This is a genomic window from Variovorax nivicola, from assembly GCF_051216475.1.
Classification (GTDB): Bacteria; Pseudomonadota; Gammaproteobacteria; order Burkholderiales; family Burkholderiaceae_C; genus Variovorax.
Genome location: NZ_JBPJZK010000001.1, coordinates 1,384,025 through 1,410,578 on the forward strand (window position 1 = coordinate 1,384,025; position 26,554 = coordinate 1,410,578).

23 protein-coding genes are annotated in these 26,554 nt (G+C 65.7%); 2 read left to right on the forward strand and 21 right to left on the reverse strand.

The window, feature by feature from the left end:
* Positions 1–59: 59 nt before the first annotated feature.
* From hflX to ACSFBF_RS06670, 14 genes are all read right to left on the reverse strand, one after another.
* The gene (gene hflX, locus ACSFBF_RS06605; RefSeq protein ID WP_435465523.1) at positions 60–1,229 is read right to left on the reverse strand and encodes a GTPase HflX; all 1,170 of its coding nucleotides are present in this window, start codon (positions 1,227–1,229) and stop codon (positions 60–62) included.
* A 55-nt stretch (positions 1,230–1,284) separates the two neighbouring features.
* Entirely contained in the window at positions 1,285–1,530 is a 246-nt protein-coding gene (gene hfq, locus ACSFBF_RS06610; protein WP_012747311.1) for an RNA chaperone Hfq, read from the reverse strand.
* 164 nt (positions 1,531–1,694) lie between these two features.
* The gene (gene der / locus ACSFBF_RS06615) at positions 1,695–3,038 is read right to left on the reverse strand and encodes a ribosome biogenesis GTPase Der (protein ID WP_056598124.1); all 1,344 of its coding nucleotides are present in this window, start codon (positions 3,036–3,038) and stop codon (positions 1,695–1,697) included.
* Positions 3,039–3,095: 57 nt separating this feature from the next.
* A complete protein-coding gene (bamB, locus tag ACSFBF_RS06620) occupies positions 3,096–4,238 on the reverse strand; it encodes an outer membrane protein assembly factor BamB (RefSeq protein ID WP_435465524.1) in 1,143 nt (380 codons plus the stop codon).
* Between the two features lie 7 nt (positions 4,239–4,245).
* Positions 4,246–4,938, reverse strand: coding sequence for a YfgM family protein (locus ACSFBF_RS06625; RefSeq protein ID WP_093052203.1), 693 nt, complete (start codon positions 4,936–4,938; stop codon positions 4,246–4,248).
* 6 nt (positions 4,939–4,944) lie between these two features.
* Positions 4,945–6,255, reverse strand: a complete 1,311-nt coding sequence (hisS, locus tag ACSFBF_RS06630; protein WP_435465525.1) for a histidine--tRNA ligase — start codon at positions 6,253–6,255, stop codon at positions 4,945–4,947.
* A 15-nt stretch (positions 6,256–6,270) separates the two neighbouring features.
* Positions 6,271–7,548, reverse strand: coding sequence for a flavodoxin-dependent (E)-4-hydroxy-3-methylbut-2-enyl-diphosphate synthase (gene ispG, locus ACSFBF_RS06635; protein ID WP_258349850.1), 1,278 nt, complete (start codon positions 7,546–7,548; stop codon positions 6,271–6,273).
* The gene (locus tag ACSFBF_RS06640) at positions 7,545–8,504 is read right to left on the reverse strand and encodes a helix-turn-helix domain-containing protein (protein ID WP_435465526.1); all 960 of its coding nucleotides are present in this window, start codon (positions 8,502–8,504) and stop codon (positions 7,545–7,547) included. Before ACSFBF_RS06640 ends, ispG begins: the two co-directional genes overlap by 4 nt.
* Positions 8,497–9,351, reverse strand: a complete 855-nt coding sequence (gene pilW / locus ACSFBF_RS06645; RefSeq protein ID WP_435465527.1) for a type IV pilus biogenesis/stability protein PilW — start codon at positions 9,349–9,351, stop codon at positions 8,497–8,499. Before pilW ends, ACSFBF_RS06640 begins: the two co-directional genes overlap by 8 nt.
* 4 nt (positions 9,352–9,355) lie before the next feature.
* Entirely contained in the window at positions 9,356–10,504 is a 1,149-nt protein-coding gene (rlmN, locus tag ACSFBF_RS06650; protein ID WP_435465528.1) for a dual-specificity RNA methyltransferase RlmN, read from the reverse strand.
* A gap of 21 nt (positions 10,505–10,525) precedes the next feature.
* On the reverse strand, positions 10,526–10,951 hold the full coding sequence (gene ndk, locus ACSFBF_RS06655; RefSeq protein WP_435465529.1) for a nucleoside-diphosphate kinase: 426 nt from the start codon (positions 10,949–10,951) through the stop codon (positions 10,526–10,528).
* Between the two features lie 153 nt (positions 10,952–11,104).
* Complete coding sequence (locus ACSFBF_RS06660) at positions 11,105–12,976, reverse strand: pseudouridine synthase (RefSeq protein ID WP_435465530.1); 1,872 nt, start codon at positions 12,974–12,976, stop codon at positions 11,105–11,107.
* The gene (gene scpB / locus ACSFBF_RS06665; RefSeq protein WP_435465531.1) at positions 12,973–13,896 is read right to left on the reverse strand and encodes an SMC-Scp complex subunit ScpB; all 924 of its coding nucleotides are present in this window, start codon (positions 13,894–13,896) and stop codon (positions 12,973–12,975) included. Before scpB ends, ACSFBF_RS06660 begins: the two co-directional genes overlap by 4 nt.
* 129 nt (positions 13,897–14,025) lie before the next feature.
* Positions 14,026–15,051 carry an RluA family pseudouridine synthase gene (locus ACSFBF_RS06670; RefSeq protein WP_435465932.1) on the reverse strand — a complete coding sequence of 342 codons (1,026 nt, stop codon included), beginning with the start codon at positions 15,049–15,051 and terminating at the stop codon, positions 14,026–14,028.
* Between the two features lie 23 nt (positions 15,052–15,074).
* On the opposite strand from ACSFBF_RS06670, the gene ACSFBF_RS06675 reads away from it, so the two are divergent.
* Positions 15,075–15,881, forward strand: a complete 807-nt coding sequence (locus ACSFBF_RS06675; RefSeq protein WP_435465532.1) for an outer membrane protein assembly factor BamD — start codon at positions 15,075–15,077, stop codon at positions 15,879–15,881.
* A gap of 43 nt (positions 15,882–15,924) precedes the next feature.
* Here the strand turns inward: ACSFBF_RS06675 and ACSFBF_RS06680 are convergent, their stop codons facing one another.
* On the reverse strand, positions 15,925–18,012 hold the full coding sequence (locus ACSFBF_RS06680; protein ID WP_435465533.1) for an ATP-dependent DNA helicase: 2,088 nt from the start codon (positions 18,010–18,012) through the stop codon (positions 15,925–15,927).
* On the reverse strand, positions 18,009–18,212 hold the full coding sequence (locus tag ACSFBF_RS06685) for a YdcH family protein (RefSeq protein ID WP_093052238.1): 204 nt from the start codon (positions 18,210–18,212) through the stop codon (positions 18,009–18,011). Before ACSFBF_RS06685 ends, ACSFBF_RS06680 begins: the two co-directional genes overlap by 4 nt.
* A 107-nt stretch (positions 18,213–18,319) precedes the next feature.
* On the opposite strand from ACSFBF_RS06685, the gene ACSFBF_RS06690 reads away from it, so the two are divergent.
* Positions 18,320–19,090 carry a PP2C family protein-serine/threonine phosphatase gene (locus tag ACSFBF_RS06690; RefSeq protein WP_435465534.1) on the forward strand — a complete coding sequence of 257 codons (771 nt, stop codon included), beginning with the start codon at positions 18,320–18,322 and terminating at the stop codon, positions 19,088–19,090.
* A gap of 11 nt (positions 19,091–19,101) precedes the next feature.
* Here ACSFBF_RS06690 and ACSFBF_RS06695 read toward each other — a convergent pair whose 3' ends face one another.
* From ACSFBF_RS06695 to ACSFBF_RS06715, 5 genes are read right to left on the reverse strand one after another with little or no spacing between them, the layout of a single operon-like run.
* Positions 19,102–19,764 carry a hypothetical protein gene (locus tag ACSFBF_RS06695; RefSeq protein WP_435465535.1) on the reverse strand — a complete coding sequence of 221 codons (663 nt, stop codon included), beginning with the start codon at positions 19,762–19,764 and terminating at the stop codon, positions 19,102–19,104.
* Entirely contained in the window at positions 19,761–20,861 is a 1,101-nt protein-coding gene (zapE, locus tag ACSFBF_RS06700) for a cell division protein ZapE (RefSeq protein WP_435465536.1), read from the reverse strand. Before zapE ends, ACSFBF_RS06695 begins: the two co-directional genes overlap by 4 nt.
* 16 nt (positions 20,862–20,877) lie before the next feature.
* Positions 20,878–22,308 carry a dihydrolipoyl dehydrogenase gene (gene lpdA, locus ACSFBF_RS06705; protein ID WP_435465537.1) on the reverse strand — a complete coding sequence of 477 codons (1,431 nt, stop codon included), beginning with the start codon at positions 22,306–22,308 and terminating at the stop codon, positions 20,878–20,880.
* Between the two features lie 14 nt (positions 22,309–22,322).
* Complete coding sequence (gene odhB, locus ACSFBF_RS06710) at positions 22,323–23,588, reverse strand: 2-oxoglutarate dehydrogenase complex dihydrolipoyllysine-residue succinyltransferase (protein WP_435465538.1); 1,266 nt, start codon at positions 23,586–23,588, stop codon at positions 22,323–22,325.
* A gap of 54 nt (positions 23,589–23,642) precedes the next feature.
* On the reverse strand, positions 23,643–26,519 hold the full coding sequence (locus tag ACSFBF_RS06715; protein WP_435465539.1) for a 2-oxoglutarate dehydrogenase E1 component: 2,877 nt from the start codon (positions 26,517–26,519) through the stop codon (positions 23,643–23,645).
* Positions 26,520–26,554 lie beyond the last annotated feature (35 nt).

The following is a 26,554-nucleotide window of genomic DNA, read 5'->3' on the forward strand; positions in this document are numbered from 1 at the left end:
CCGCGCTGGCTTTGAATTCATTCGCTTCGTTCTCTTGTCAGTGGCGGGATTGTGCCCAATCAATCGGCTGCATCGTGCAATTCAGCGTTTGCCCCAGGGGTCATCGTATCGGCTACGGAGCCCGACTGCCGGGCGAGCTCGGCACGCAGCAGCGGCACGCCCTCGCCGCTCTTGGCGCTGAGGAAGATGCGGGGGACCTGCACGCCGTCGATTTCCATCTCGTCCTGCAGATGCAGCGGATGTTGCGCGCTTTCAAGGGCGTCGAGCTTGTTGAATACCAAAAGCTGCGGAACGGTGTCGGCACCGATCTCGCGCAGCACCGTCTGCACCTCGGTCATCTGCTCGGGGTAATGCGGGTTGGAGGCGTCGATCACGTGCAGCAACAGGTCGGCATCGACCGCCTCCTGCAGCGTGGCCTTGAAGGCATCGACCAGGCCGTGCGGCAGGTCGCGGATGAAGCCCACGGTGTCGGAGATCGACACCTGCCGCCTCGCATCGCCCAGGTAGAGGTTGCGCGTGGTGGTGTCGAGCGTGGCAAACAGCTGGTCGGCGGCATAGGCGCGGGCCTTGACCAGCGCATTGAACAGCGACGACTTGCCCGCATTGGTGTAACCCACCAGCGAGATGTTGAAGGTCTCGCGGCGCTCGCGCTGGCGGCGCTGCGTGCCGCGCTGCTTCTGCACCTTGGCGAGACGCTCGCGCGTGCGCTTGATCGACTCGCTGATCATCCGCCGGTCGAGCTCGATCTGCTTTTCACCCGGGCCGCCGCGCACACCGGCACCGCCGGTCTGGCGCTCCAGGTGGGACCAGCGGCGGACCAGCCGCGTGCTGAGGTACTGCAGGCGAGCCAGTTCGACCTGCAGCTTGCCTTCGTGTGAACGCGCGCGCTGGGCGAAGATCTCGAGGATGAGGAAGGTCCGGTCGTAGACGGCAACGTCGAGCTGGCGCTCGAGGTTGCGCTGTTGCGCGGGGCTCAGGGCCTGGTCGAAGATGACCTCGCTTGCCCTGTACAGCGCAGCCAGCTCTTTGATTTCTTCGGCCTTGCCGCTGCCAACGAACAATGCCGCATCGGGCGCCTTGCGCTTGCACGCAAGCCGGGCGACGGGCGTCAGGCCCGCGGTCTGCGCGAGCAGGCCGAGTTCCTCGAGTTCGCTGTCGAAATGGGGCAGCCCGAAATCGACGCCGACGAGAACGGCGGCGCCTTCCTGGCGGGGGATCAGTTCAGACAAGCGGGATCAGAAATTGGGAAAAAGCGCGGCAGCAGAGCTGCCGCGCTCCGCGCGATCAGGCTGCGGCGTCGTCGTTCTCGGCAGCCGAGAAGTTGACGGCACGACCCGGCACGATGGTGGAAATGGCGTGCTTGTAGACCATTTGCGTCACCGTATTGCGAAGCAACACGACGTACTGGTCAAAAGACTCGATCTGGCCCTGCAGCTTGATGCCGTTCACCAAATAAATGGAAACCGGCACGTGCTCACGACGCAGGGTGTTCAGAAACGGGTCTTGCAGAAGTTGCCCTTTATTGCTCACGATATTCTCCGTGTTCAAGAGTAGTTGTTGGAGAGATGACCTTAACACAGGGTTTCTGCGCTGCAGCAATCGGGGTCAAAAGCCTTGAGAAAATAACGGTTCTCAAAAGGCGGAACTTCCGCTCCAGCTACAGCTCATTGGCCGCCATCGGCGGCCAAGCTCCCTCAATCGTCCTTGTCGGCAAATGGATTGTGCGAGCTCTTGAACTCGATGCGCAAGGGGGTACCCACAAGGTCGAATTCCTTGCGGAAGCGTCCCTCGAGGAAGCGCTTGTAGGCGTCGGTGACGTGCTCCAGCGAATTGCCGTGGATCACGATCACCGGCGGGTTCATGCCCCCCTGATGCGCATAGCGCAGCTTGGGGCGGTACATGCCGCCGCGCTTGGGCGCCTGGAACTGCACCGCCTCCAGCAGCAGGCGCGTCAGCACCGGGGTCGACATCTTGCGCGTGGCCGACTTGTGGGCCTGCGCGATCGCCTGCCACACCGGGCCCAGGCCCTGGCGCTTGATGGCCGAGATGAAATGCAGCGCCGCGAACTTCAGGAACGGCAACCGGGTCTCGATCTGCCGCTGGATCTGCTCGCGCTGGTAGCTGTCGACCGCATCCCACTTGTTGATGGCGATCACCACCGCGCGACCACTCTCGAGGATGTAGCCGGCAATGTGCGCGTCCTGGTCGGTCACGCCCTGCGTGGCGTCGAGCAGCAGCAGCACGACGTTGGCCGACTCGATGGCCTGCAGCGTCTTGACCACCGAGAACTTCTCGATCGCCTCAAACACCCTGCCCTTGCGGCGCAGGCCGGCCGTGTCGATCAGCTCGAAGCGCTGGCCGTTTCGCTCGAAGGGCACGGAGATGGCGTCGCGCGTGGTGCCCGGCATGTCGAAGGCCACCAGGCGCTCTTCACCCAGCCAGGTGTTGATCAGCGTGGACTTGCCCACGTTGGGCCGGCCGGCCACGGCCAGCTTGATCGGCTTGTTGACTTCGTCCTCGTCCGTCTCGTCGTCGGGATCTGGCAGGTTCAGCGGCTCGAGCGCAAGCTCGACCAGATCGCGCATGCCCTGCCCGTGCGCAGCCGACACGCCGTGCACGTCGCCAAAGCCTAGTTCGTAGAAGTCGACCAGCTTGGTGCCGTCGTGCATGCCCTCGGCCTTGTTGGCCGCCAGCACGCATGGCTTGCCGAGACGGCGCAGTTCGTTGGCAATGTCATGGTCCTGCGCCGAGAGGCCTTCGCGGGCGTCGACCACGAAGATCACCACGTCGGCCTCAGCGACGGCTTGCCGCGTCTGCTTGGCCATTTCCTTGTAGATGCCGCTGCCCGCATCGGGCTCGAAGCCGCCGGTGTCGATGACGATGAACTCGTGCTTGCCCAGGCGGCCGTTGCCGTAATGGCGGTCGCGCGTGAGTCCGGCGAAGTCGGCGACGATGGCGTCGCGCGTCTGGGTCAGGCGGTTGAAGAGGGTCGATTTGCCAACGTTGGGCCGCCCGACCAGGGCCACGACCGGCTTCATGGCCGGCCTTTCGATGGCTCGGTATTCATGGTCGGGCCTTGGAAAAAGAAAGAAAAGTTATTCAGGGCGATAGCCAAAAATGCCACCCTTGGCAGTCACCACCACGACCGTGTTGCCGGCCAGTACCGGCGTGACGGTGATGGCCGAGCCATCGGGCGTGATGCGATTGAGCAGCGCACCGTCTTCGCGCGAGACGAAATGCAGCGTGCCGGTGTCTTCGCCGATGATCAGCGAGCGGCCCACGGCCAGCGGCGCGGTGAGGTTGCGATTCTTGAAGCGGCTCATCTGCCAGGCGCGTTCGCCGTCGGCACGGCGCCAGGCCACGACGCTGCCGTCGGACTCGGTGCCGTAGACAAAACCACTGTCGCCGCTGACGCCATCCGCGCCCGAAGCCGACTTGCTCCAGACCAGCGAACCGCGCACGGTTTCGACGCAGCCGACGCTGGCGTAGTAGGCGCGGGCGCAAACCGTGTCGCCGAAACGGCTCACGCTACCGGTCAGGTCGACCAGGCGTTCCACGTCGTTGGTGCCGCGCGGGGCCGCAATGGGAGATTCCCAGCGCGAGGTGCCGTTGGCGGGGTTGATGCCGACCAGACGGCCGCCGATGCCGGCCACCAGCGTATCGCCCACGGCGATGAGCACGCCCGACTTGCGCAGCACCAGGTTTTCACCGGCGCGCTGCTGGATCCAGAGGCGACGGCCGCTCTGGCCATCCCAAGCGCTGATGCTGCGGTCGGCGGTCTGCACGAACACGCGGCGGCCTGCCACCAGCGGTGCGGTGAAGGCCTGGGCCGAGAGCTTCTGCTTCCACAGGACCTTGCCGTTCTCGATGGCGACCAGCTCGTTGCTGGTAGTGACGACCGCGGCCATCGATCCGTCGCTGCCGACACCGGCCGCCAGCGGAGCGCCAGCGCTGACGCGCCAGGTTTCGCGACCAGCGCGGGCGTCGATGGCGACCACCGTGCCGTCGCTGCCAGCCACGGTGACCGTGTCGCCGCTGATGTCGGTGGTGAGCGGGAACTGGACTTCGGGGATGCGCACAGTCCAAGCCTGACGCACGCTCATCAGGGCCGGATTGGCGGGCAGTTCGGCCGGCTTCGGCTTGCTGGTACCCGAACAGGCGGCGAGAAACGCTACCAAAACAAGAGCTGATCCCGCACGCAGGGCGGTCGATTCAGGCATGAAACGCTTGAAATTCATGATGCGGTCAGGGAGTTTTGGGGGCTGCGGGTGTAACGGTGACGACGGGCGCCAGGCTCTTCGGGTCGACACCGACCGCGTTGAGCTTGATTTCAACCAGACGGCGATAGTCCGAGGTGGCGCCGAGGCCGGTCCACGCCTTGCGGTATTCGGTCTGTGCTTCAGCGCGCTTGCCTTGAGCCAGATAGATGTCGCCCTTGCGGTCGGCTACCAGCGGTTCGAATTCCTTGGGCACGCTGCCGTCGAGCTGCTTGAGGGCATCGTCGTAAGACTTGCTGTCGAGCAGTTCGGCCGCAAGTCGCAGCCGGGCGATGGCCTTGTAGCCGGGGTCAATGGCGTTCTGCGCGACCCATTCGAGCTCGGCGCGCGAGCCCGCGGCATTGCCCTTTTCGTACAGCGTCTTGGCGACCAGCAGGCCGGCCTGCTGCGCATAGGCAGTGCCGGCGAAGCGCTTCTTCATGTCGTCGAGCACGAGAGCGATGCGTGCCGGGTCGCCCGCCTGCGCCGTCTTCTCGACCTCGTCGTAGAGCGACGAGGCCTGCGCCGCCTTGTTGCGGCCATACCATTGCCAGCCGTTCCAGGCCACGAAGGCGCCGGCGACGAGCAGCACGACCGAGGTGATCAGGGTGCCGTAGGTATTCCAGAAATGCTTGAGCTGGTCGAGCTGTTCCTGTTCTTCGAGGTCGAGATGGGTTGCCATGCGCTGTCAGTTGTTGGGAGCCGGCGATTGTAGGGTGGCGGCCCAGGCGGCCACTTCAGCAAGTGGCCGGGAGGTTTGCGCGCCGCTTCCGTCGCGCAGCGCCTTGAGAGTCACTTCGCCGCGCGCAAGTTCATCGGCGCCGAAGATCAAGGCGTAGGTGGCGCCGCTGTTGTCGGCCCGCTTGAACTGCGATTTGAAGCTGCCAAGGCCATCCGCCGTGGCGGCATGCATCTGTACGCGCACGCCGGCGTCGCGCAGTTGCTGCAGCGTACGCAGCGCCACCGGCATGGCGGAGGCATCAGGCACGACGGCATAGACATCAGGGGCCCGTACCGGGATCTGGGTGCCCTGCTCCTTCATGAGGTCGAGCACGCGCTCCACGCCAATCGCCCATCCCACTGCAGGCGCCGGCTTGCCGCCGAGTTGCTCGAACAGGCCGTCATAGCGGCCACCAGCGCACACCGTGCCCTGCGAGCCGAGCCGGTCGGTCACGAACTCGAACACGCTGAGGTTGTAGTAGTCGAGGCCGCGCACAAGGCGTGGGTTGATGGTGTAGGCGATGCCGTTGGCATCGAGGATGGCCTTCAGCCCCTCGAAGTGCGCCAGCGATTCGGCACCGAGGAAGTCCATCAGTCTCGGCGCCGACTCGACCACGTCCTTCATCGCCGGATTCTTGGTGTCGAGGATGCGCAGCGGATTGCTGTGCAGGCGGCGCTTGCCGTCCTCGTCGAGCTTGTCGGCATGTGCCTCGAAGTGCGCGATGAGCTGGGCGCGGTGCTGAGCCCGCTCTGCCGGTTGGCCAAGGCTGTTGAGTTCCAGCCGCACGTCGGTCAGGCCGATCGCCTTCCAGAGCGCGCTCGCGAGCAGGATCAATTCAGCGTCGATGTCGGGACCGGCAAAACCCAGTGCCTCGACGTCGATCTGGTGGAACTGCCGGAAACGCCCGCGCTGCGGCTTCTCGCGCCGGAACATCGGCCCGATGGCCCACAGGCGCTTGCCGCCGTCATAGAGCATGTTGTGCTCGATCGCGGCCCGCACGATGCCGGCGGTGTTCTCGGGCCGCAGCGTCAGGTGATCGTTGTCGCCGTACTTGTCCGAACGGTCGTGGAAGGAGTACATCTCCTTCTCGACGATGTCCGTCACTTCGCCGATGCCGCGCACGAACAGCGCCGTGTGCTCAAGAATCGGCGTGCGAACGTTGCGGTACGCATAGCGCCCCATCAGGTCGCGCACGGTGGCCTCGAGCCATTCCCAGCGCGCCGATTCGGGCGGCAATATGTCGTTCATGCCTTTGACGGCATTCAATTTTTCAGCCATGAGTCTGCGGAGGTGTCAGGCCGCGACAGCGTGTTCGCCGCCGAAGCGCTTTTCGATGTAGGTTTCGACGAGTTGGTGAAACTCGTTGGCAATATTGTCGCCGCGCAGCGTGAGCGCCTTTTCGCCGTCGATGAAGACCGGCGCGGCGGGTGCCTCGCCAGTGCCGGGCAGGCTGATGCCGATGTCGGCATGCTTGCTCTCGCCAGGGCCGTTGACGATGCAGCCCATGACGGCCACTTTCATCGTCTCGACGCCCGGATATTTCTTACGCCAGACCGGCATCTGCATGCGCAGATAGTCGTCGATCTGCTTGGCCAGTTCCTGGAAGGTGGTGCTGGTGGTGCGGCCGCAGCCCGGGCAGGCCGTAACGCTGGGCACGAACACGCGCAGTCCCAGCGCCTGGAGGATTTCGGAGGCAATCACCACCTCTTGCGTGCGCGACTCGCCCGGCTGCGGCGTGAGCGACACGCGAATGGTGTCGCCGATGCCCTCCTGCAGCAGGATCGACAGCGCCGTGGCCGACGCCACCGTGCCCTTGGTGCCCATGCCAGCTTCGGTGAGACCCAGGTGCAGCGCATAGTCGCAACGGCGGGCCAACTCGCGATAAACCGAGATCAGGTCCTGCACGCCGCTCACCTTGCACGACAGGATGACCTGGTTGCCGGCCATGCCCATCGATTCGGCCAGCTTCGCGGATTCGATGGCCGAGGTGATCAGCGCCTCGTACATCACCTGCTTGGCGTCCCACGGCTCTGCACGCTGGCTGTTGGTGTCCATCAGGCTGGCGAGCAGTTCCTGGTCGAGGCTGCCCCAGTTGACGCCGATGCGCACGGGCTTGTTCCAACGCATGGCCGCGTCGATCATCTGGCCGAACTGGCGGTCGCGCTTGTCGCCCTTGCCCACGTTGCCGGGGTTGATGCGGTACTTGCTCAGCGCTTCGGCGCAGGCCGGATAGTCGGTGAGCAGGCGGTGGCCGTTGTAGTGGAAGTCGCCGATCAGCGGAACGTCGATGCCCATGCGGTCGAGCTGCTCGCGAATGTAGGGCACCTGCGCCGCGGCTTCGGGCGTGTTGACTGTGATGCGGACCATTTCCGAGCCGGCGATAGCCAGCTCCTTCACCTGGATCGCGGTGCCGATGGCATCCACGGTGTCGGTGTTGGTCATGGACTGCACACGCACGGGGGCGTCGCCGCCCACCGTGACCACACGCGAGCCCCAGGCCACACTGGACTGGCGCGAGCGGCGCGCCTTGGGTGCCGCCGATGGAATGGGATCCGGATAGCAGTCGGTCACGATTTCACCTCGAAACGCGCCACGCCGCCGCCGCGCGTGACAGGCTTCAGATCGTAAGGCTTGCCGCTTACCTGCACATCGACCACCGACGCACGGCCCACCACCACGGACAGCGGCAGCGTGCCCGACAGACCGACCGTTTCGCCGGCTTGCAGGCTGCGACGCAGCAACTGCTTGCCGCCGGCTTCCGTCACGGTGATCCAGCACTCTTCGCGTGCCACGAAAACGAGTTGTTGGCTGCTGCTTGCGCTTGCGGCAGTCGCCACGGGCGCAGCGGGGGCAACGGCGACCGCTGTGGGGGCAACTGGCGTGGCGGTGGCCGCTGCCGGAACTGGGCTTACCGGAGCACTCGGTGCCACGGCCTGCGAGGGCACGGTTTCGGCCACGGCGCCGGTTGCACCGGACGAAGCAGGTCCGTTCGCAGGCGCCGGCTCAGCATCGGCCTCGCTGCGCGCCGTCAGGCGCGACACGGAAGCACTGATCTGGTCGAACACCGATTGCGGCAACCAGAACAAGGCAGCCGCGCCAACCAGCAGCACCAGCACCACGGTCAGCAATCCGCGCGAAGGCAGTCCGCTGGAGCGACTGCTGCTGTTCCAGCGCGGCGTGCCCGAGGTGATGTTCGTACGGAGGGTGCGATCGGTTTCGGCCAGCGACACCCTTTGCGTGTTGGGCAACTTCGCGAGCACGGGCGCCGGATCGATGCGCAAAGCGCGGCAGACACTGCTCGCCAGGGCGCGAGCAAAGACCGGATCCGGCAGCGAGGCAATGTCGTCCGCTTCAAGCGCCATGAGCTTCTGCGGCGGCACCTTGAGGGCGGCCGCCACCATCTCGATGTGCAGGCCATGGGCCTCGCGGGCCTCGCGCAGCAGATCGCCGGCCGTCTTGTGCGTGATGTCGCCTTCTTCCAGCGGCAGTGCTGCAGAAGTGCCGAACTCCGAAACCCGATCAGTCATTGAAATTCCCGCGCTCGTACGCTGTTGCCTCCCGCGACTGGGGGAAGCGTCGTTGCAGTTGGCCTCCCAACTGCGCGACTGCCTCGCGGTTGTTCAGCTTTCGTTCGATCTTGATGCCGAGCCAGAGCGTCTCGGCGCTGGCCGAGGCACTGTTGTTGACGCGGCGAATGTAGAACTGCGCGCGCGACCATTCCTCGCGCTGCGCGAGCACCGAAGCAAGGTTGAAGCCAACCACCGGATTGCCGGCGTCGATCTCGTAAGCTTGCATGAGGCTGCGCTCGGCTTTCTCGCGCTGACCGGCCTTGAGCTCGCACACGCCCTGCGTCATGAGCGTCTTGGCGCGGTCGGCATAGCTCGGCACAGCCAGGGCCTCGGTGAACTGCGCAGCCGCATCGCCATAGCGGTTCTGCTGGCACAGCAGCCAGCCGTAGTTGTGGCGCGCGTTGGGGTCGCGCGGATTGATGGCGATGGCACGGCGGAAGCTGTCTTCGGCCATGCCGGCGTCGTCGAGCCGCATGTAGACCAGGCCGCGCAGGTTGTAGGCGTCGGCGTTGTTGGGGTCGGCGACCAGGGCCTGCTTGAGCTCGTCGAGTGCGACAGTGGTCTGGCCATGCTCGAAATAGCCGGCGGCCAGCTCCATGCGCAGGCGCGCGCGGCGCTGCCGGCTGGACTCGTCGGATTCGGTGACCACCTCGGTGCCCTTGCCCGAGCTGGTGTCGGCCAGGCTGGTGGTGGTGGTGCGCGTGTTCACGCAGCCCGCAAGCAGCAACGCCACGGCGACACCCGCGAAACCTGTAGTCAGCATCCGCTGCACGTTCGCGGTCGTCCTCGGAATGGCCATGCTCATCGGTTCAATGCTCCTGGGGGGCGGCCTTGCGGACCGGATGCAAAACAATAGGGCGCTCCGTTGCACGGCGCTGGGCCATGCGCTCGGCCGCACGAGTGCGGTCCTTGACGTCGCCGGCGAGCTGGCCGCAGGCGGCATCGATGTCGTCGCCGCGCGTCTTGCGCACGGTGGTCACAAGACCGGCTTCGCTCAGCGTCCTGGCGAATGCCAGCACGCGCGGCTGCGGCGAGCGCAGCAGGCCCGAGGCCGGAAACGGGTTGAACGGGATCAGGTTGAACTTGCACGAGATGTCGTGCTTGCGCACCAGCTCGACGAGTTGCCGCGCATGCTCGGGCTGGTCGTTCACGCCATCCAGCATGCAATATTCGAAGGTGATGAAGTCGCGCGGCGCATGCGCCAGATAGCGCTTGCAGGCCTCGATCAATTCAGCGATCGGGTATTTGCGGTTGAGCGGCACGAGGTCGTCGCGCAGCGCGTCGTTGGGCGCATGCAGCGAAACGGCCATGGCCACCGGGCAATCGGCGCCCAGGCGGTCGATCATCGGCACTACGCCAGAGGTCGACACCGTCACGCGACGGCGCGACAGCCCGTAGGCGTTGTCGTCGAGCATGGTGCGCAGCGCAGGCACCAGCGCCGAGTAGTTCTGCAGCGGCTCGCCCATGCCCATCATCACCACGTTGGAGATGACGCGTTCGTCACGTTTGAGGTGCTTGCGCAGGAAGTGTTCGGCAAACCAGAGCTGGGCGACGATTTCGCCCGTGCTCAGGTTGCGGCTGAAGCCCTGATGCCCGGTCGAGCAAAAGCGGCAACCGACCGCACAGCCGGCCTGGGACGACACGCACAAGGTGCCGCGGTCGTCCTCGGGAATGAATACGGCTTCGACGGCATTGCCGTCACCGACGTCGAACAGCCACTTGATCGTGCCGTCCTTGGATTCGTGCTGCGTGATGACCGGCAAGGCCTCCACGCGCGCGGTGGTCGCGAGCTTCTCGCGCAGCGACTTCGCCAGATCGGTCATCTGGGTGAAGTCGCTGGCGCCACGCTGGTGAATCCAGCGGAACAGTTGCGTGGCGCGGAATTTTTTCTCGCCGAGTTTTTCGCAGAACGCAGCCAACCCCTCGAGATCGAAGTCGAGCAGATTGGCCGTGGTCATGGAATCGGTCGAGATACGGCTTCAGCGTGCGTAGACGTTGAGGCCGGCGAAGAAGAAAGCGACTTCGTTCGCTGCGGTTTCGGCAGCGTCCGAACCGTGCACGGCGTTGGCGTCGATGCTGTCGGCGAAGTCGGCGCGGATGGTGCCGGCGGCTGCCTTCTTAGGGTCGGTGGCGCCCATCAGGTCGCGGTTCTTGGCGATGGCGTTTTCGCCTTCGAGCACTTGCACGAACACGGGGCCCGAGATCATGAACTCGACCAGGTCCTTGAAGAAGGGGCGTTCCTTGTGCACGCCGTAGAACTGTTCGGCTTCGTTGCGCGACAGGTGCACCAGCTTGGCGGCGACGATCTTGAGGCCAGCAGCTTCAAAACGGGAAACGATCTTGCCGATGACGTTCTTGGCAACTGCGTCGGGCTTGATGATGGAAAGGGTACGTTCGATAGCCATTGAAATGCTTCCTGGAGCTTTGATTTTGAAGTGTTTTGTCACAACTGCAACGAATTTGTTGCGTCACATGTCGACAAAGCCTCTGATTTTAACCGGCGCGGCCTTGCGGATTGGTGAAAACCCCGCGAAAGGCCGCGCTCCGACGGCTGGCTTTCAGCGCCCGCGACGGCGTCCGCCGCCGCCCTGGCCGCCCTGACCGCCGAAGCCGCCACCACCGCCCCCTCCACCGCGACGCGGACCTCCGCGCTGCTCCTTGCGCTGGCGCGAGAAGCTGTCGGCGCCGATATAGCCCAGCGAGGTCTTCATCGGATCGGGCTGGTTGGCGCCGCTCGGTTGACGGTCGTCGCCCTGCTGGCGATTGCCACCGCCCTGGCGATTGCCGCTGTTGCCGCGGCGTCCCTGCCCCTGGGGCGGGCCGCCATTGCCACCGCCACCGCCACGATTGGGGCGGGCACCCCGGTCGCCACGCGGCGGACGGCCGTCGCCCAGCGGATTCGGAATCGGCGCTTCGCGCCCACCCTCGTCGCGTGCATCGCGCATGTCGCGCGGCGGCTGGCCACCACCGCCAGCATTGCGGTTGCCCCGGCGCTTCTTGTTCCGTCCGTTGCGGCCATTGCCGCCACCGCCCTCTTGCCCCGGGCCGCGCTGCTGCTGTTGCGGGCCGGGCCGGGCAGCCGCGCCGCCGGAGGCCTGGAACAGCGCGCGGATGTCGCGCTCGTCGAGCTCCATCCAGGCACCGCGCTTCAGGCCACGCGGCAGCACCATGGCGCCGTAGCGGATGCGGATCAGCCGGCTGACCGCATGGCCCACCGACTCGAACAGGCGGCGCACTTCGCGGTTGCGGCCTTCGGAAATGGTCACGCGGTACCAGCAATTCGAGCCCTCGCCGCCGCCGTCTTCGATGGTGCCGAACTGCGCCATGCCATCGTCGAGGCGCACGCCGTCGAGCAGCTTCTGCTTTTCTTCGCTGGTGAGCGCGCCCAGCACGCGCACGGCGTACTCGCGCTCCAGACCGAAGCGCGGGTGCATGAGCTGGTTGGCCAGGTCGCCGGAGCTGCTGAACAGCAGCAGGCCTTCGGTGTTCAGGTCGAGACGGCCGACCGACTGCCACTTGCCCTGTTGCAGGCGCGGCAGCTTGCGAAACACGGTCGGGCGGTTCTGCGGATCGTCATGCGTCACCACTTCGCCCACGGGCTTGTGATACGCGATCACGCGGGGCGGCGGGGGCGCGATCCGGTAGCGGATCGGCTTGCCGTTGATCTTGACCTGGTCGCCGAACTGGATGCGCTGGCCGATGTGGGCTGGCTCGTTGTTGACGGAAATGCGGCCCTGGAGAATCAGCTGCTCCATTTCGAGCCGCGAGCCGAGGCCGGCCTGCGCCAGCACCTTGTGCAGCTTGGGCGAATCGGCCTCGGGCAGCAGCACGCGCTTGAGCGGCGGGACTTCGGGGCTTTCTTCGTCGGCATCGAACTGGCCGGAGATGACGTCCGCGAAGCGGATCGGCTCGGGCGGCAACGCATTGCGCTGCTCGCGCTCGGCGGCGCGGCGGGCACGGTCGAGGTCGTCTTCTTCCTCGTCGGGCTCTTCTTCGTCCTCGTCTTCTTCCTCGTCCCGTTCTTCGTCGTCACGGTCGTGGATGCGATCGGCCTGTTCGGGCCGAGGCGCTTGGGGAGCAGCCTCGACGGGCACGGGCTCACGAACTTCCTCTGCGGCAGCGGCGACGGCAATCGGGGCTTCCTCGGCGACAACAGCAGCAGCGGCTTTTGGCTCAGCCACTTCGGGCGCATCCGCGCCAGGCGACACCAAAGCCTCGTCCTGTTCCACCGGTTTCTTCTTGCGGGGCGCGCGCGGCTTCTTGGGTACTTCAGCCTCTGCCGGCGCAGCAACTTCCTGCGCTGCGACCTCGGACGCTACCGATTCAATAGCATCACCTGCAGCCTTCTTGGGCGCAGCCGCCCTCTTCTTCTTTTTGACTTCGGGCTCGGCCGGCAGCATCGCCGCGTCTTCGGTGTCGGTTGTGCTCATGAGGTTTTTCCGGGAGAGGGAGCGTGAGGGTCGGCCTCGTCCTGGGACGGGGCATCGGGTTCTGGCGACGGCGCCTGGGCGGGCTCGGCGGGGGATTCGGTGTCTGCCGCGTTCTCGGCAAACTGCGCTTCGGCGGCTTCGACCGCTTCTTCGGCGACTTCTGGCGCCATGTCGATGACGGCGGGCTCGGCGGGCTCTTCTGCCGGCACTTCTTCGTCCTGCTGCGAGGCAGCGACTTCCTGCTCCGCTTCGGTTGCTTCGGCTTCGGCGGCTGGCTCCAGCTCCGCCATCGCAGAGGCATCCGCATCACCCTCGGCCAGTGCTTCAGCCTCCGGCGCGGCATCGATAGGCAGCCCCTGCTGCTCACCCGACGCCCGTTCGAGCGCATCGACCAGCGCGGCCTGCTGCGCGGGCGTCTCGATCAAAGGCAGCTGATCGAGCGAGGCCAGGCCCAGGTCGTCGAGGAACTGGCGCGTGGTCGCATACAGCGCCGGACGGCCGACCGTTTCGCGATGACCGATGACTTCGACCCAGCCGCGATCTTCCAGCTGCTTGAGGATCAACGAATTGATCGTCACGCCGCGGATGTCTTCCATGTCGCCCCGCGTGGCCGGCTGCCGGTAGGCAATGATGGCCAGCGTTTCGAGTGCGGCCCGCGTGTAGCGCGGCGGCTTCTCGGGGTGCAGGCGGTCGAGGTGGTCGCGCATTTCCGGCCGGCTCTGGAAGCGCCAGCCGCTGCCGACGCTCACAAGCTCCAGGCCGCGTTGCGCCCAGTCTTCCTGCAGTTCAAGCAACAGCACCTTGATGGTGTCCACACCCAGTTCGTCGTCGAACAGCACGCGCATATCGCGCACCGGCAACGGCTGGCTCGAACAGATCAAGGCGGTTTCGAGAATGCGCTTGGCATCCGCCGTATTCATGGTTCGCGTTATCCGGGAAAAGGCGCCTCAGGGACGCTTGTTCAGAAGGATGAAAGGAGTAGGCGCTGCAGGCACGCGGCAAATGCAACGCAAGGCCGGCCTCGGGTGACCGGCGCGGCCCTCGGGCCGTCAGGCGCGATTGTAATCCAGCCCCCAGGACTGCAAAGCCTGGACGAGATCGGGCGGCGGCAACGAGCGGAACTCCATCGCCGCTTGCGTGACGGGATGCACGAAGGCCAGCCTGAATGCATGCAGCGCCTGGCGCGACAGCCCGGCAGCCGGCGCGCCGCCATAGAGCGCATCGCCCACCAGCGGATGGCCGATCGATGCCATGTGCACACGGATCTGGTGGGTGCGCCCGGTTTCGAGCGTGCAGCGCACGGCGCAGCCTTCGGCGTTGCTGTCGAGCCGCTCGATCAGCGTGCGCGCCGTCTTGCCCGCATGCCGTTCGAGGTCGACCACGGCCATGCGCAGCCGGTTGCGCGGGTCACGGCCGATGGGGGCGTCGACCTGGCGAGCCGCGGCGCCCTCCCACGGCTTGTGGCCGACGGCCAGGTACTGCCGCTTGACCTCGCGGGCGGCGATCAGCGCCACCATCGCATCCATGGCGGCGCGCGTGCGCGCCACCACCATCAGGCCGCTGGTGTCGCGGTCGAGCCGGTGCACGATGCCAGCGCGCGGCAGCAGCACGGCCTTCGGGTCCAGCGCTAGAAGGCCGTTCAGTAGCGTGCCACTCCAGTGCCCAGGCGCGGGGTGCACGACCAGCCCGGCGGGCTTGTCGATGATGCGCAGGTGCTCGTCCTCGTGCACAGTGACGATATCCATCGCCTCGGGCCGAAAGGCCTGGCTCTGGGGCGTGGGGCGCAATTCGATGCGGCCGGCCTGCCCCACCTTCACTGTGGCCGAGACTTTGGTGAGCGTGCGGCCCTGCAGCTCCACAGCCCCAGCCTCGATCAGTTGCTGCAGGTAACTGCGGGAAAACTCGGGTACCAGCGCGGCAAGCGCGCGGTCCAGCCGCTGGCCGTGTTGGGCCGGGTCGATGACGAAAGGCCGCTGCTCGCTGGGCTCGATCGGATCGGCGCCCTCTTCGAGCTCGGCCACCTCGGCGGTCTCGGGGGTATTGCCCAAAGGGTCGGTCGATATAATTGAGGGCAACTGTTTCACGAAAGCCGTATGTGATGTTTCGCGCCAAATTATCGGTCCCCAGCTGGATCGCGCTCAGCACGGCGGCTCTGCTGGCAGCTGGCTGCTCGTCGACCTCCGTCGACAAGACCGCCAACTGGAGCCCCAACCGCATCTACTCTGAAGCCAAGGAAGAGGCCGGATCGGGCGCCTACGACAAGGCCGTTCCGCTCTACGAGAAGCTCGAAGGCCGCGCCGCCGGCACACCACTCGCGCAGCAGGCGCAGCTGGAAAAGGCCTACGCCCAGTACAAGTCGGGCGAAAAGGCGAGCGCCATCGCCACCATCGACCGCTTCATGAAGTTGCATCCGGCGAGCACGGCTCTCGACTACGCGCTCTACCTCAAGGGCGTGATCAACTTCAACGACGACCTCGGCATGTTCGCGTTCCTCACGCGCCAGGACCTGTCCGAGCGCGACCAGAAGGCGGCCAAGGAATCGTTCGAGTCGTTCAAGGACCTCGTCACGCGCTTCCCCGATTCGCGCTACGCCCCTGACGCGCGCCAGCGCATGAACTACATCGTGAACTCGCTCGCGCAGTACGAAGTTCACGTGGCACGCTACTACTACTCGCGCGGTGCCTACCTGGCAGCCATCAACCGGGCCCAGATCGCGCTGGCCGACTACCGCGAAGTGCCGGCGCTCGAAGAAGCCCTGTTCATCATGGTGAAGTCGTACGACGCCCTCGGCATGAAGGAACTGCGCGACGACGCCCAGCGCGTGCTGACCAGCAACTATCCGCAGAGCACCTACCTCGCGAACGGCTTCAAGGGCAAGGACGACCCTTGGTGGAAGCTCTGGTAAGCCGCTAGAGCACAGGCTCTCACGCGCTCTTCCCAGCTAAAAGCTAGGTCTTGAGCGCGTCCAGCGCGGCCTCGAAGTCCGATTCGTTCTCGAGCCGCCGCATCGGTGGTAGTGCCGACAGCAACCGGCGGCCATAGCCCATGGCCACCAGCCGCGTATCGCAGATCGCCAGCACACCACTGTCGGTTTCCCGCCGAATCAACCGCCCCGCTCCCTGCTTGAGCGCCACGGCCGCCTCGGGCAGCGAATAGTCGGCAAACGAACTGCGTCCCTGTGATTCCAGGCGCTGCGAGCGCGCCTCGACCAGCGGATCATTGGGCGGCGGGAACGGCAGCTTGTCGATCACCACCAGTTGCAGCGCGTCGCCCGGCGCGTCGAAGCCCTCCCAGAACGATGCCGATGCCACCAGCACGCAGCCAGCGCGCCCGGCGCTCGCGCCTTCGCGGAAGCGGTCCATCAGCACGCGCTTGGGCAGCTCGCCCTGCACCAGCACCTCCGGCCGCACTTGCGCGTCGAGCAGTTCGAACTGCTGCTTCATCGCATCGCCGATAGTGCGCAGTGCGCGCAGCGTGGTCGTCAGCACCAGCGTGCGGCCGCCGAGCTCCGTCGCGCCGCGCGCAGCCAATTCCGCGACGCGCTGGCTGTGCGACGGATCGTTGGGCTTGGGAAAGGCACGCGGCACATAGAGCGCGGCCTGCGAGGCATAGTCGAACGGGCTCTGCACGCGAAGCACTTCCGCGTCCTGCAGGCCGCAGGGCTCGGTGAACCAGCGCAGCGTGGGCTCGTCGCCCAGCGTGGCCGAGGTGAAGACCCAGGCACGGCCACTGTCTTCCTGCACCGCCGCTGCTGCCTCGCGCGGAGGCCGCTCGCCATACCCGTCGAGATCTTCGTCGTCGTCATCGACGCCGACATCAGCGTCTGCGTCGACGATCTTGAGCACCCGCTTGCGCATGGCATCGGCGATGTCCAGCGGCGATTCGATGAGCCGCAACTGCGTGCCTACGTCGACCCAGCGCACCGAATCGACCTCGCACGGCAAGGCGAAGCGCGCGGTGCGTTTCCCGAGTTGGCGGGCCCGCTCGTGCAGCCGCACAAAGTCGGGCGAGATTTCGCTGACGGTGGCAAGCCCCTCTGCCGCCAGCTCGAACGCATGCAACAGATCATCAAGCGCGCGTTGCCATGCGCCGGGATCGATGCCCTCGGGCGACGCGCCAAGCCAGCGCAGCTTGGCGCCCGGCCATTGCTTGCCGACCACCAGCCGCAGTTCGCGCGCGGCGCGCTCGAGCGCGCCGACCAGTTGCTGCCAGTCAACGAGGCCGCGCGCATGCTGCAAGCCAGCCGCCAGCATGTCGCGCGCGAAGTCGAGCGCCTGGCCGCTGCCGAGCTGCGCGCCGAGAAACTGCACGCCGGTTTCGTTGAGCTGGTGGGCTTCGTCGAATACCACCACGCTCACGGTCGGCAGCAGTTCGGCCATGCCGGTCTCGCGCACCGCGAGGTCGGCAAAGAAAAGATGGTGGTTAATGACCACGATGTCAGCCGCCAGCGCCTCGCGCCGCGCCAGGTTGACATGGCAGGGCTTGAACTGCGGGCATTGCGCGCCCAGGCAGTTTTCTCGCGTGGAGGTGATCAGTGGAATGAGCGGCGAGCGCTCGTCGAGCCCCGGCAGCTCGGCCAGGTCGCCCGTGCGCGTGGCCTTCGACCATTGCTCGATTTTGGCGAGCGTGCGCAGGCTGCCGCGCTCCGGCAACGAAGCATCGTGGCGCGCCTGGTCGAGCCGATGCAGGCACAGGTAGCTGGCGCGCCCCTTGAGCAGCGCCGTGCGCACCGGCAGGCCGAAAGCTTCAACAAGACGCGGCAGGTCACGGCCGAACAGCTGGTCCTGCAGCGTCTTGGTAGCGGTCGAGAGCAACACGCGCTCGCCACTCAGCAGGGCCGGCACGAGGTACGAAAAGGTCTTGCCCACCCCAGTGCCTGCCTCGACCACCAGCACACCGCCCTGGTCGATGGTGCGGGCCACGGCCATTGCCATTTCGGTCTGGCCCGAGCGTTCGCGGAACTGGTCGGCGGCACGCGACAGCGCGCCGTCCTGCGCGAAGGCGTCGCGCACCTTGTCTTCGAGCGCACCTGTCACGCCGGCTCTTTCGGATCGAGGTCGTTTTCGAGGCGCGTGATCTGGTCGCGCAACGCGAGGCGGCGCTTTTTCAGGCGCCGCAGCAGCAGCTCGTCTTGCGGCGAGCCTTCGGCCAACCGGTCGATGGTGGCGTCGAGATCGGCGTGCTCGATACGCAGTTCGATCAGCTGACGGGAAAGGGAGTGAAGATTGGAGTCCAACGGTGGGGAGCGCACGCGAAGTTTTTGCGGCGCATGTTCATTCGATAATACGTCCTGACACGAATCTCCGAGCAGACAGAAACACGCGCTTCAGGCGCATATGCCTCATGACCCAAGGCTTTCGACTCGCCGCGGCCACCGGACTCCACAAGGGAGACCGCCCGTACCAACAAGACCAGGTGCTGCTGATGAGCCATCCGCGCGTGCCTGGCTGCGTGCTGGGCATCGTGGCCGACGGCATGGGCGGCCGCAGCGGCGGCCGCAAGGCCTCCGATCAGGTGCTGATGACGGCACGCCAGCTCTTCACCCGCTACCAGCCCGGCCGCGACGACCCGGAAGCCGTGCTGAAGCAGATCCTCGAAGATTCGCACACGGTCATCAAGCTCACCGCCGTCTCCAGCGAACAGGAGCCGCACAGCACGCTCGCGGCCTTCCTCATGACCCCCAAGGGCGACTGCGCCTGGATCCATGCCGGCGACTCGCGCATCTATCACTTCCACGACGGCCAGCTCATCAGGCGCACGCGCGACCATTCGTACGTGCAGGTGCTGATCGATCGCGGCCAGATCACAGAGGCCGAGGCCAACATCCATCCGCAGGGCAACATCCTGCTCGGCTGCCTGGGCATGACGACCACGCCGCCGCCCATCGACCCCTACTACATCCCGAAGCTGGCGTCGGGCGATCTGCTGATGGCCTGCAGCGATGGGCTCTGGCACTACTTCAGCCCAGAAGAGCTGGCGAGCGTGCTGTATGCACAGCCGCCGCGCGATGCGGTCGAAATCCTGGTGGGTGAAGCGCGCCGCCGGGCCCGGGGCACGGGCGACAACATTTCGATTGCCGTTCTGAAACTCGATCCGCTGCCGGTCGCCGCCTGAACGGCTCCCGGTCAGGGCGTGGGCGACGAAGCTGCCGGTGCCGGCAACGGCGCCCCGCGCGGCTTGCTGCGATTGGCGTTCTGCCGGTCGCGGCTGGCCCTGTGCTCTTCGGCGCGTTTCTGCTTGTCCTCGAAACGCTTGGCGGCCGTGGGCGCCTCAGCCTGACGCTGGGCGGCCTTGGCCTGCTCGTCGGCGTGCGCCTGCTGCTTGGACTGGAACTGACGCTCGCGCTCGGCCGTCTCGGCCGCCGTGGCGGCGCGGCTGGCCGCATGGTCTGCAGCGCGCTGTTCGCGCTCCTTCTGGCCCTGGATCGACTGTTCCTGCTTCTCGCGAGAGTCCTGCGGGCGCTGGGTGCCGGCCTTCTGGTCGAGCTTCTGCAACTCGGCCGCGCCGCTGCGCTGGCGCAGGATGTCGTTGATGGCAGTTTCCTGCCGCTTGATGTTGTCGGTTTCCGTGCGGCGACGGCTGCGGCTCTCGCGCAGGCAGTCTTCCACCGCGAACTTCTTGTAGCAGGCGGCCCGCTCTTCGACGAAGCGTTTTTCGATGGCTTCGCGCTCGGAGGAAAGCCGGCGCTTTTCGCCCTCGAGATCGGCATTGCCCGCGGCGGCGTTGGACTGCGCCCACAGCGGCAGGCTGGCCAACGTCATGAGCAGGGCAAGAGCGAATTTTTTCATGTGAGTCGGGTGTCGACGATGCGGCGTTCCAGGGCGAGAAACTCGCTCGATTGCATTTCGGTGAGCCGGGAGACCGTGCGCGGAAACTCGTGCGACAGCGGCCCCTCGGTGTACAACGCCTCGGGCGGAACCTCAGCCGACATGATGAGCTTGCAGCGCCGGTCGTACAAGACGTCGACCAGCCAGGTGAAACGGCGCGCTTCCGAAGCCATGCGCACCGGCATGTGCGGCACGTCGGACAGCAGCACAGTGTGGAACTGGCTCGCGATTTCGAGGTAGTCGTTCTGCGAGCGCGGGCCGCCGCACAGCGTCTTGAAATCGAACCAGACCACGCCGCCGGCCTTGCGCCGCGCGCGAATCTCGCGCTGCTCGATGTGCAGCACCGGGTTTTCGTCGGCTGTCTCGGCCAGCTTGTCGAAAGCCTTGCGCATTTCCTTCTCGGCCGCCCCGTCGTTCGGCGTGAGGTACATGCGCAGTTGTTCGAGCGTGCGGCGCCGGTAGTCGGTGCCGTTGTCGACGCTCAGCACTTCGAGCTTTTCGTTCAGCAGCGCAATGGCGGGCAGGATGCGATCGCGGTGCAAGCCACCGGGATACAGATCGTCCGGCTTGAAATTCGAGGTGGTGACGAAACCCACGCCGTTCTCGAACAGCGACACCAGCAGCCGATGAAGAATCATCGCGTCGGTGATGTCCGCCACGTGGAACTCGTCGAAGCAGATCAGCTTGTAGCGCTTGGAAATGCGCAGCCCGAGCTCGTCGAGCGGATTGACAGTGCCCTGCAGCTCACGCAGCTCGCGGTGCACTTCGCGCATGAACTCGTGAAAGTGCAGCCGCGTCTTGCGCCGCAGCGGCACGGCGTTGAAGAACAGGTCCATCAGGAAGCTCTTGCCCCGCCCGACGCCACCGTACATGTAGACGCCGCGCGGAAGCTCCGGCCGGTTGATGAACTTCTTCAGCGCATTCGAGCGCTGGGCCTTGTACTCGGCCCACTCGTTGGCGCAGCGATCCAGCGCCTCCACGGCGTGCAGCTGCGCGGGATCGCTGTGGAACCCGCGCGCTGCGAGTTCCGCCTCATAGGCCTGTTTGACGCTGGTCAAAGGAAAGATCGCGAGATCAGAAGTTCAGCGTGCGCTTGTCCACGGCGAGTGCCGCTTCCTTCGTTGCTTCCGACAGCGACGGGTGCGCGTGGCAGATGCGCGCGATGTCTTCGGCGCTGGCCTTGAACTCCATTGCCACGACGGCTTCGGAGATCAGCTCGCTGGCCTGCGGGCCCACGATGTGCACGCCCAGGATCTCGTCGGTGGCAGCGTCGGCCAGGAACTTGACCATGCCGGTCGTGTCGCCCAGCGCGCGCGCGCGGCCGTTCGCGAGGAACGGGAAAGTGCCGGCCTTGTAGGCACGGCCCGCGGCCTTGAGCTGCTGCTCGGTCTGGCCGACCCACGCGATCTCGGGGTTGGTGTAGATCACCCACGGGATCGTGTTGAAGTTGACGTGACCGTGCTGGCCCGCAATGCGCTCCGCCACGGCAACGCCCTCTTCCTCGGCCTTGTGCGCCAGCATCGGGCCGCGCACCACGTCGCCGATGGCCCAGACGTTGGGCAGGCTGGTCTTGCACTCGTCGTCCACGGCGATGGCGCCGCGTTCGTCGAGCTTCAGGCCCACGGCTTCGGCGTTCAGGCCGATGGTGTTGGGCACGCGGCCGATCGACACGATCAGCTTGTCGACTTCCAGCGTCTGGGCTTCGCCCTTGGCATTGGTCCACGCAACGCTCACGCCCTTCTTCGACGACTTGATCTCGCCGACCTTGACGCCGAGTTCGATCTTGAGCTTCTGCTTGTCGAAGGCCTTCTTGGCTTCCTTGGCGATCTGCTCGTCCACTGCGCCGAGGAAGGTCGGCAGTGCTTCGAGCACCGTGACTTCCGCGCCGAGGCGACGCCACACCGAACCCATTTCGAGGCCGATGACGCCCGAGCCGATCAGGCCCAGCTTCTTCGGCACCGCGCCGATGCGCAGCGCGCCGTCGTTCGAAAGGATGTTTTCCTCGTCGAACGGTGCACCCGGCAGCGCGCGGGCGTTGGAGCCCGTGGCCACGATGATGTGCTTGCCGCTGATCGACTCTTCGGCGGCGCCCGCCACCTTGATCTCGTAGCCGATTTCGTCGGTCTTCACGAACGAGGCGCGGCCGTGGAAGAACGTGATCTTGTTCTTCTTGAACAGGTACAGGATGCCGTCGTTGTTCTGCTTCACGACCTGGTCTTTGCGGGCCAGCATCTTGTCGAGGTCGAGGCCCAGGCCTTCGACCTTGATGCCATGGTCGGCGAAGTGGTGGCCGGCCTGGTCGAAGTGCTCCGACGATTGCAGCAGCGCCTTCGACGGGATGCAGCCGACGTTGGTGCAGGTGCCGCCCGGTGCAGGGCCGCCCTTGCCGTTTTTCCATTCGTCGATACAGGCGACGTTGAAGCCGAGTTGCGCGGCGCGAATCGCGGCGATGTAGCCGCCGGGGCCGCCACCGATGACGACGACGTCGAATTGCTTGTTTGCCATCTGATTCTTTCTCCTCAGATGTCGAACAGCAGGCGCGACGGATCTTCCAGCGCTTCCTTCATGGCAACCAGGCCCAGCACGGCTTCGCGGCCGTCGATGATGCGGTGGTCGTAGCTCATGGCGAGGTAGTTCATCGGGCGGATCACGATCTGGCCGTTTTCAACCACGGCGCGGTCCTTGGTGGCGTGCACGCCGAGGATGGCCGATTGGGGCGGGTTGATGATCGGGGTCGAGAGCATCGAGCCGAAGGTGCCGCCATTCGAGATGGAGAACGTGCCGCCGGTCATGTCTTCGATGCCCAGCTTGCCGTCTTGCGCCTTCTTGCCGAACTCGGCGATCTTCTTCTCGATATCGGCAAAGCTCATCTGGTCGGCGTTGCGCAGGATCGGCACCACCAGGCCGCGCGGCGAACCGACGGCGATGCCGATGTCGAAGTAGCCGTGGTACAGGATGTCGTTGCCGTCGACCGATGCGTTGATCACCGGGTACTTCTTCAGCGCGTGCACCGCGGCCTTCACGAAGAAGGACATGAAGCCGAGCTTCACGCCATGTTCCTTGGTGAAGTTGTCCTGGAAGCGCTTGCGCAGTTCCATGACGGGCGCCATGTTGACTTCGTTGAACGTGGTCAGGATGGCATTGGTCGACTGCGATTGCAGCAGGCGCTCGGCGATACGGGCGCGCAGGCGGCTCATCGGCACGCGCTGTTCCGGACGCTCGCCCAGATCGGGCGCACCGGCCGGTGCGGCGACTTGCGGCAGTGCTGGCTTGGCGGCGGGTGCCGCGATGGTGGCAGCAGCAGGCTTGGCACCCGAGGCAACCGCGCCGAGCACGTCGCCCTTGGTGACGCGGCCGTCCTTGCCGGTGCCGGCAACGTCGCTGGTCTTCAGGTTGTTGTCGGCCAGCAGCTTGGCGGCGGCGGGCATGGCCACGTCGGACTTCGAGCCGCCGGTGGCGGCTGCAGCTGCCGCCGGGGCAGGTGCAGCGGCAGCCGGAGCTGCTGCGGCGGGCGCTGCCGCCGGTGCGGCGGCCGAAGCCTTGCCTTCGGTGTCGATCTTGGCGATCAGCTGATCGGCCACCACGGTGGCGCCATCGGGCTGCACGATTTCGGCCAGCACGCCAGCCGAGGGCGCGGGCACTTCGAGCACGACCTTGTCGGTCTCGATCTCGATCAGGATTTCATCGACGGCGACGGCTTCGCCGGCCTTCTTCTTCCACGTGAGCATGGTGGCTTCGGCCACGGATTCGGAAAGCTGGGGGACTTTGACTTCTACGATAGACATTTGGAGTGAGCTCCGTTTTGTTCTTCAGGGTGTTCGTGTGAAAAGAAACTGGTTTTACTTGGTCAGCACGAAGCCCTTGAGCTTGCCAAACGCGCCATCGACGAGCGCCTTCTGCTGTTCCTGGTGCAGGTGCGAGTAGCCCACCGCCGGCGATGCCGAAGCGGCACGGCCGGAATAGCCGAGCTTCTGGCCGTCCTGCATGTTTTCATGGATGTAGTGCTGCACGAAGAACCAGGCGCCCTGGTTCTGCGGCTCGTCCTGGCACCAGACCACGTCGACGAGGTTGGGGTACTTCTTGATCTCGGCGGCGAATGCCTTGTGCGGGAACGGATAGAGCTGCTCGACGCGGATGATCGCCACGTCTTCGTCGCCGCGTTCTTCGCGCTTCTTGGCCAGGTCGTAGTACACCTTGCCCGAGCAGGCGATCAGGCGCTTGACCTTCTCGGCCTTCAGGCCCTTGCTGTCGGGAATGACAGTCTGGAAGCTGCCCTTGGTGAACTCGGACAGCGGCGAGGTCGCGTCCTTGTTACGCAGCAGCGACTTCGGCGTCATGATGATCAGCGGCTTGCGCAGGTTGCGCACCATCTGGCGGCGCAGCACGTGGAAGATCTGGCTGGCCGTGGTCGGCTGCACCACTTGCATGTTGGTGTCGGCGCTCAGCTGCATGAAGCGCTCCAGGCGTGCCGAGCTGTGCTCGGGGCCCTGGCCTTCGTAGCCGTGCGGAAGCATCATCGTGATGCCGTTGACGCGGCCCCACTTCACTTCGCCCGAGGCGATGAACTGGTCGATCACCACTTGCGCGCCGTTCACGAAGTCGCCGAACTGGGCTTCCCAGATGACGAGCGTGTTCGGGTCGTTCGAGGCGTAGCCGTATTCGAACGCGAGCACGGCTTCTTCCGACAGGATCGAGTCGATCACGACGAACGGAGCCTGGTTGTCGGCCACGTTCTGCAGCGGCGTGTAGGTGCCGGTGTCGAACTTCTCGCGGTTCTGGTCGTGCAGCACGGCGTGGCGGTGCGTGAACGTGCCGCGACCCGAGTCTTCACCCGACAGGCGCACCGGGTAGCCGCTGGCCACCAGCGAGGCGAAGGCCATGTGCTCGCCCATGCCCCAGTCGACGTTGACGTCGCCGCGGCCCATGGCTGCGCGGTCGTCCAGCACCTTCTTCACGAGCGGATGCACGGTGAAGCCTTGCGGCGGCGTGGTGATCTTCTCGGCCAGTCGCTTCCACTCGGACGAGGGAATGGCTGTGTCGCCGGCGTCGGTCCACTTCTTGTTGAGGTACGGGCTCCAGTCGACGGCGTACTTGCTCTTGAAGTTGGTGAGCACGGGGTCGACCGTGTTCTTGCCTTCGTCGAAAGCCGCGCGCTGCGCCTTGACCATGTCGTCGCCGAGCGTGTCGCCCAGGCCTTGAGCGGCCAGCTTGTCGGCGTACAGCTTGCGCGTGCCGGGGTGCTGGGCGATCTTCTTGTACATCAGCGGCTGGGTGAGCGAAGGCGTGTCCTGCTCGTTGTGGCCCAGCTTGCGGAAGCAGATGATGTCGACGACCACGTCCTTCTGGAATTCCATGCGGAAGTCCAGCGCCAGTTGGGTGGCGAGCACCACGGCTTCGGGGTCGTCGCCGTTCACGTGCAGCACCGGTGCTTCGATCATCTTGACGATGTCGGTGCAGTACAGCGTCGAGCGGCTGTCGCGCGGGTCGCTGGTGGTGAAGCCGATCTGGTTGTTGATGACGATGTGCACCGTGCCGCCGGTGGAGTAGCCACGGGTTTCGGCCAGCGCCAGCGTTTCCATCACGACGCCCTGGCCTGCGAAGGCGGCGTCGCCGTGCACGATCACGGGCAGCACTTGCTTGCCCAGCGGGTCGGCGCGGCGGTCCATGCGGGCACGCACCGAGCCTTCGACCACGGGGTTCACGATTTCAAGGTGCGAGGGGTTGAACGCAAGGCTCAGGTGCACCGGGCCGCCGGGGGTGGTCACGTCCGAGCTGAAGCCCTGGTGGTACTTGACGTCGCCGCTGGGCAGGTCTTCGGGGGCGGTGTGATCGAACTCGGCGAACAGGTCGGCCGGCATCTTGCCGAGCGAGTTGACCAGCACGTTCAGGCGGCCACGGTGGGCCATGCCGATCACGATTTCCTGCACGCCCTTGATGCCGGCCTGGTTGATCAGCTCGTCCATCGAGACGATGAAGCTTTCGCCGCCTTCGAGCGAGAAGCGCTTCTGGCCGACGTACTTGGTGTGCAGGAAGCGCTCGAGGCCTTCGGCCGCGGTCAGGCGGTTGAGCACGTGCTTCTTCTGCTCGGCGCTGAGCTTGGGATTGGTGCGGGCGCCTTCGAGTCGCTGCTGCCACCAGCGCTTATGGTTCTGGTCGGTGGTGTACATGTACTCGGCACCCATCGTGCCGCAGTACGTTTCGCGCAAGGCGTTGAGCAGGTCGCGCAGCGACATGGTCTCCTTGCCGAAGAAGGTGTTGCTGGTGTTGAACACCGTCTCGAGGTCGGCATCAGCGAAGCCGTAGAACGAGGGCTCGAGTTCCGGAATGGCGGGACGCTCGGCGCGCTTGAGCGGATCGAGGTCGGCCCAGCGGGCGCCGACGTTGCGGTAGGCGGCAATCAGCTGCTGGACGGAGGTGCGCTTGCGGCCGAGTTCCGAGTCGGCACCGCTGGCCTGCACGACCTTGGTCGTACCCTGCTTCGCGCGTTCGGCGAAAGCGTTGATGACCGGCAGGTGCGGGACGTCGCGGGTGTTGGTGCCGTCGGCAGCGGGAACGTTCTGCAACGCGTCGAAGTACGAACGCCAGTTGTCGGGCACGCTGCCGGGGTTGGAGAGGTAGTTCTCGTACATCTCCTCGACATAGGGCGCGTTGCCGCCGAAGAGGTACGTGTTGCCTTGATAGGCGGTATACGCCGATGGCGTCGATGAATCGCTCATGATCCGCTGACCTTCGCTTCCCTGAAGGAAGCACT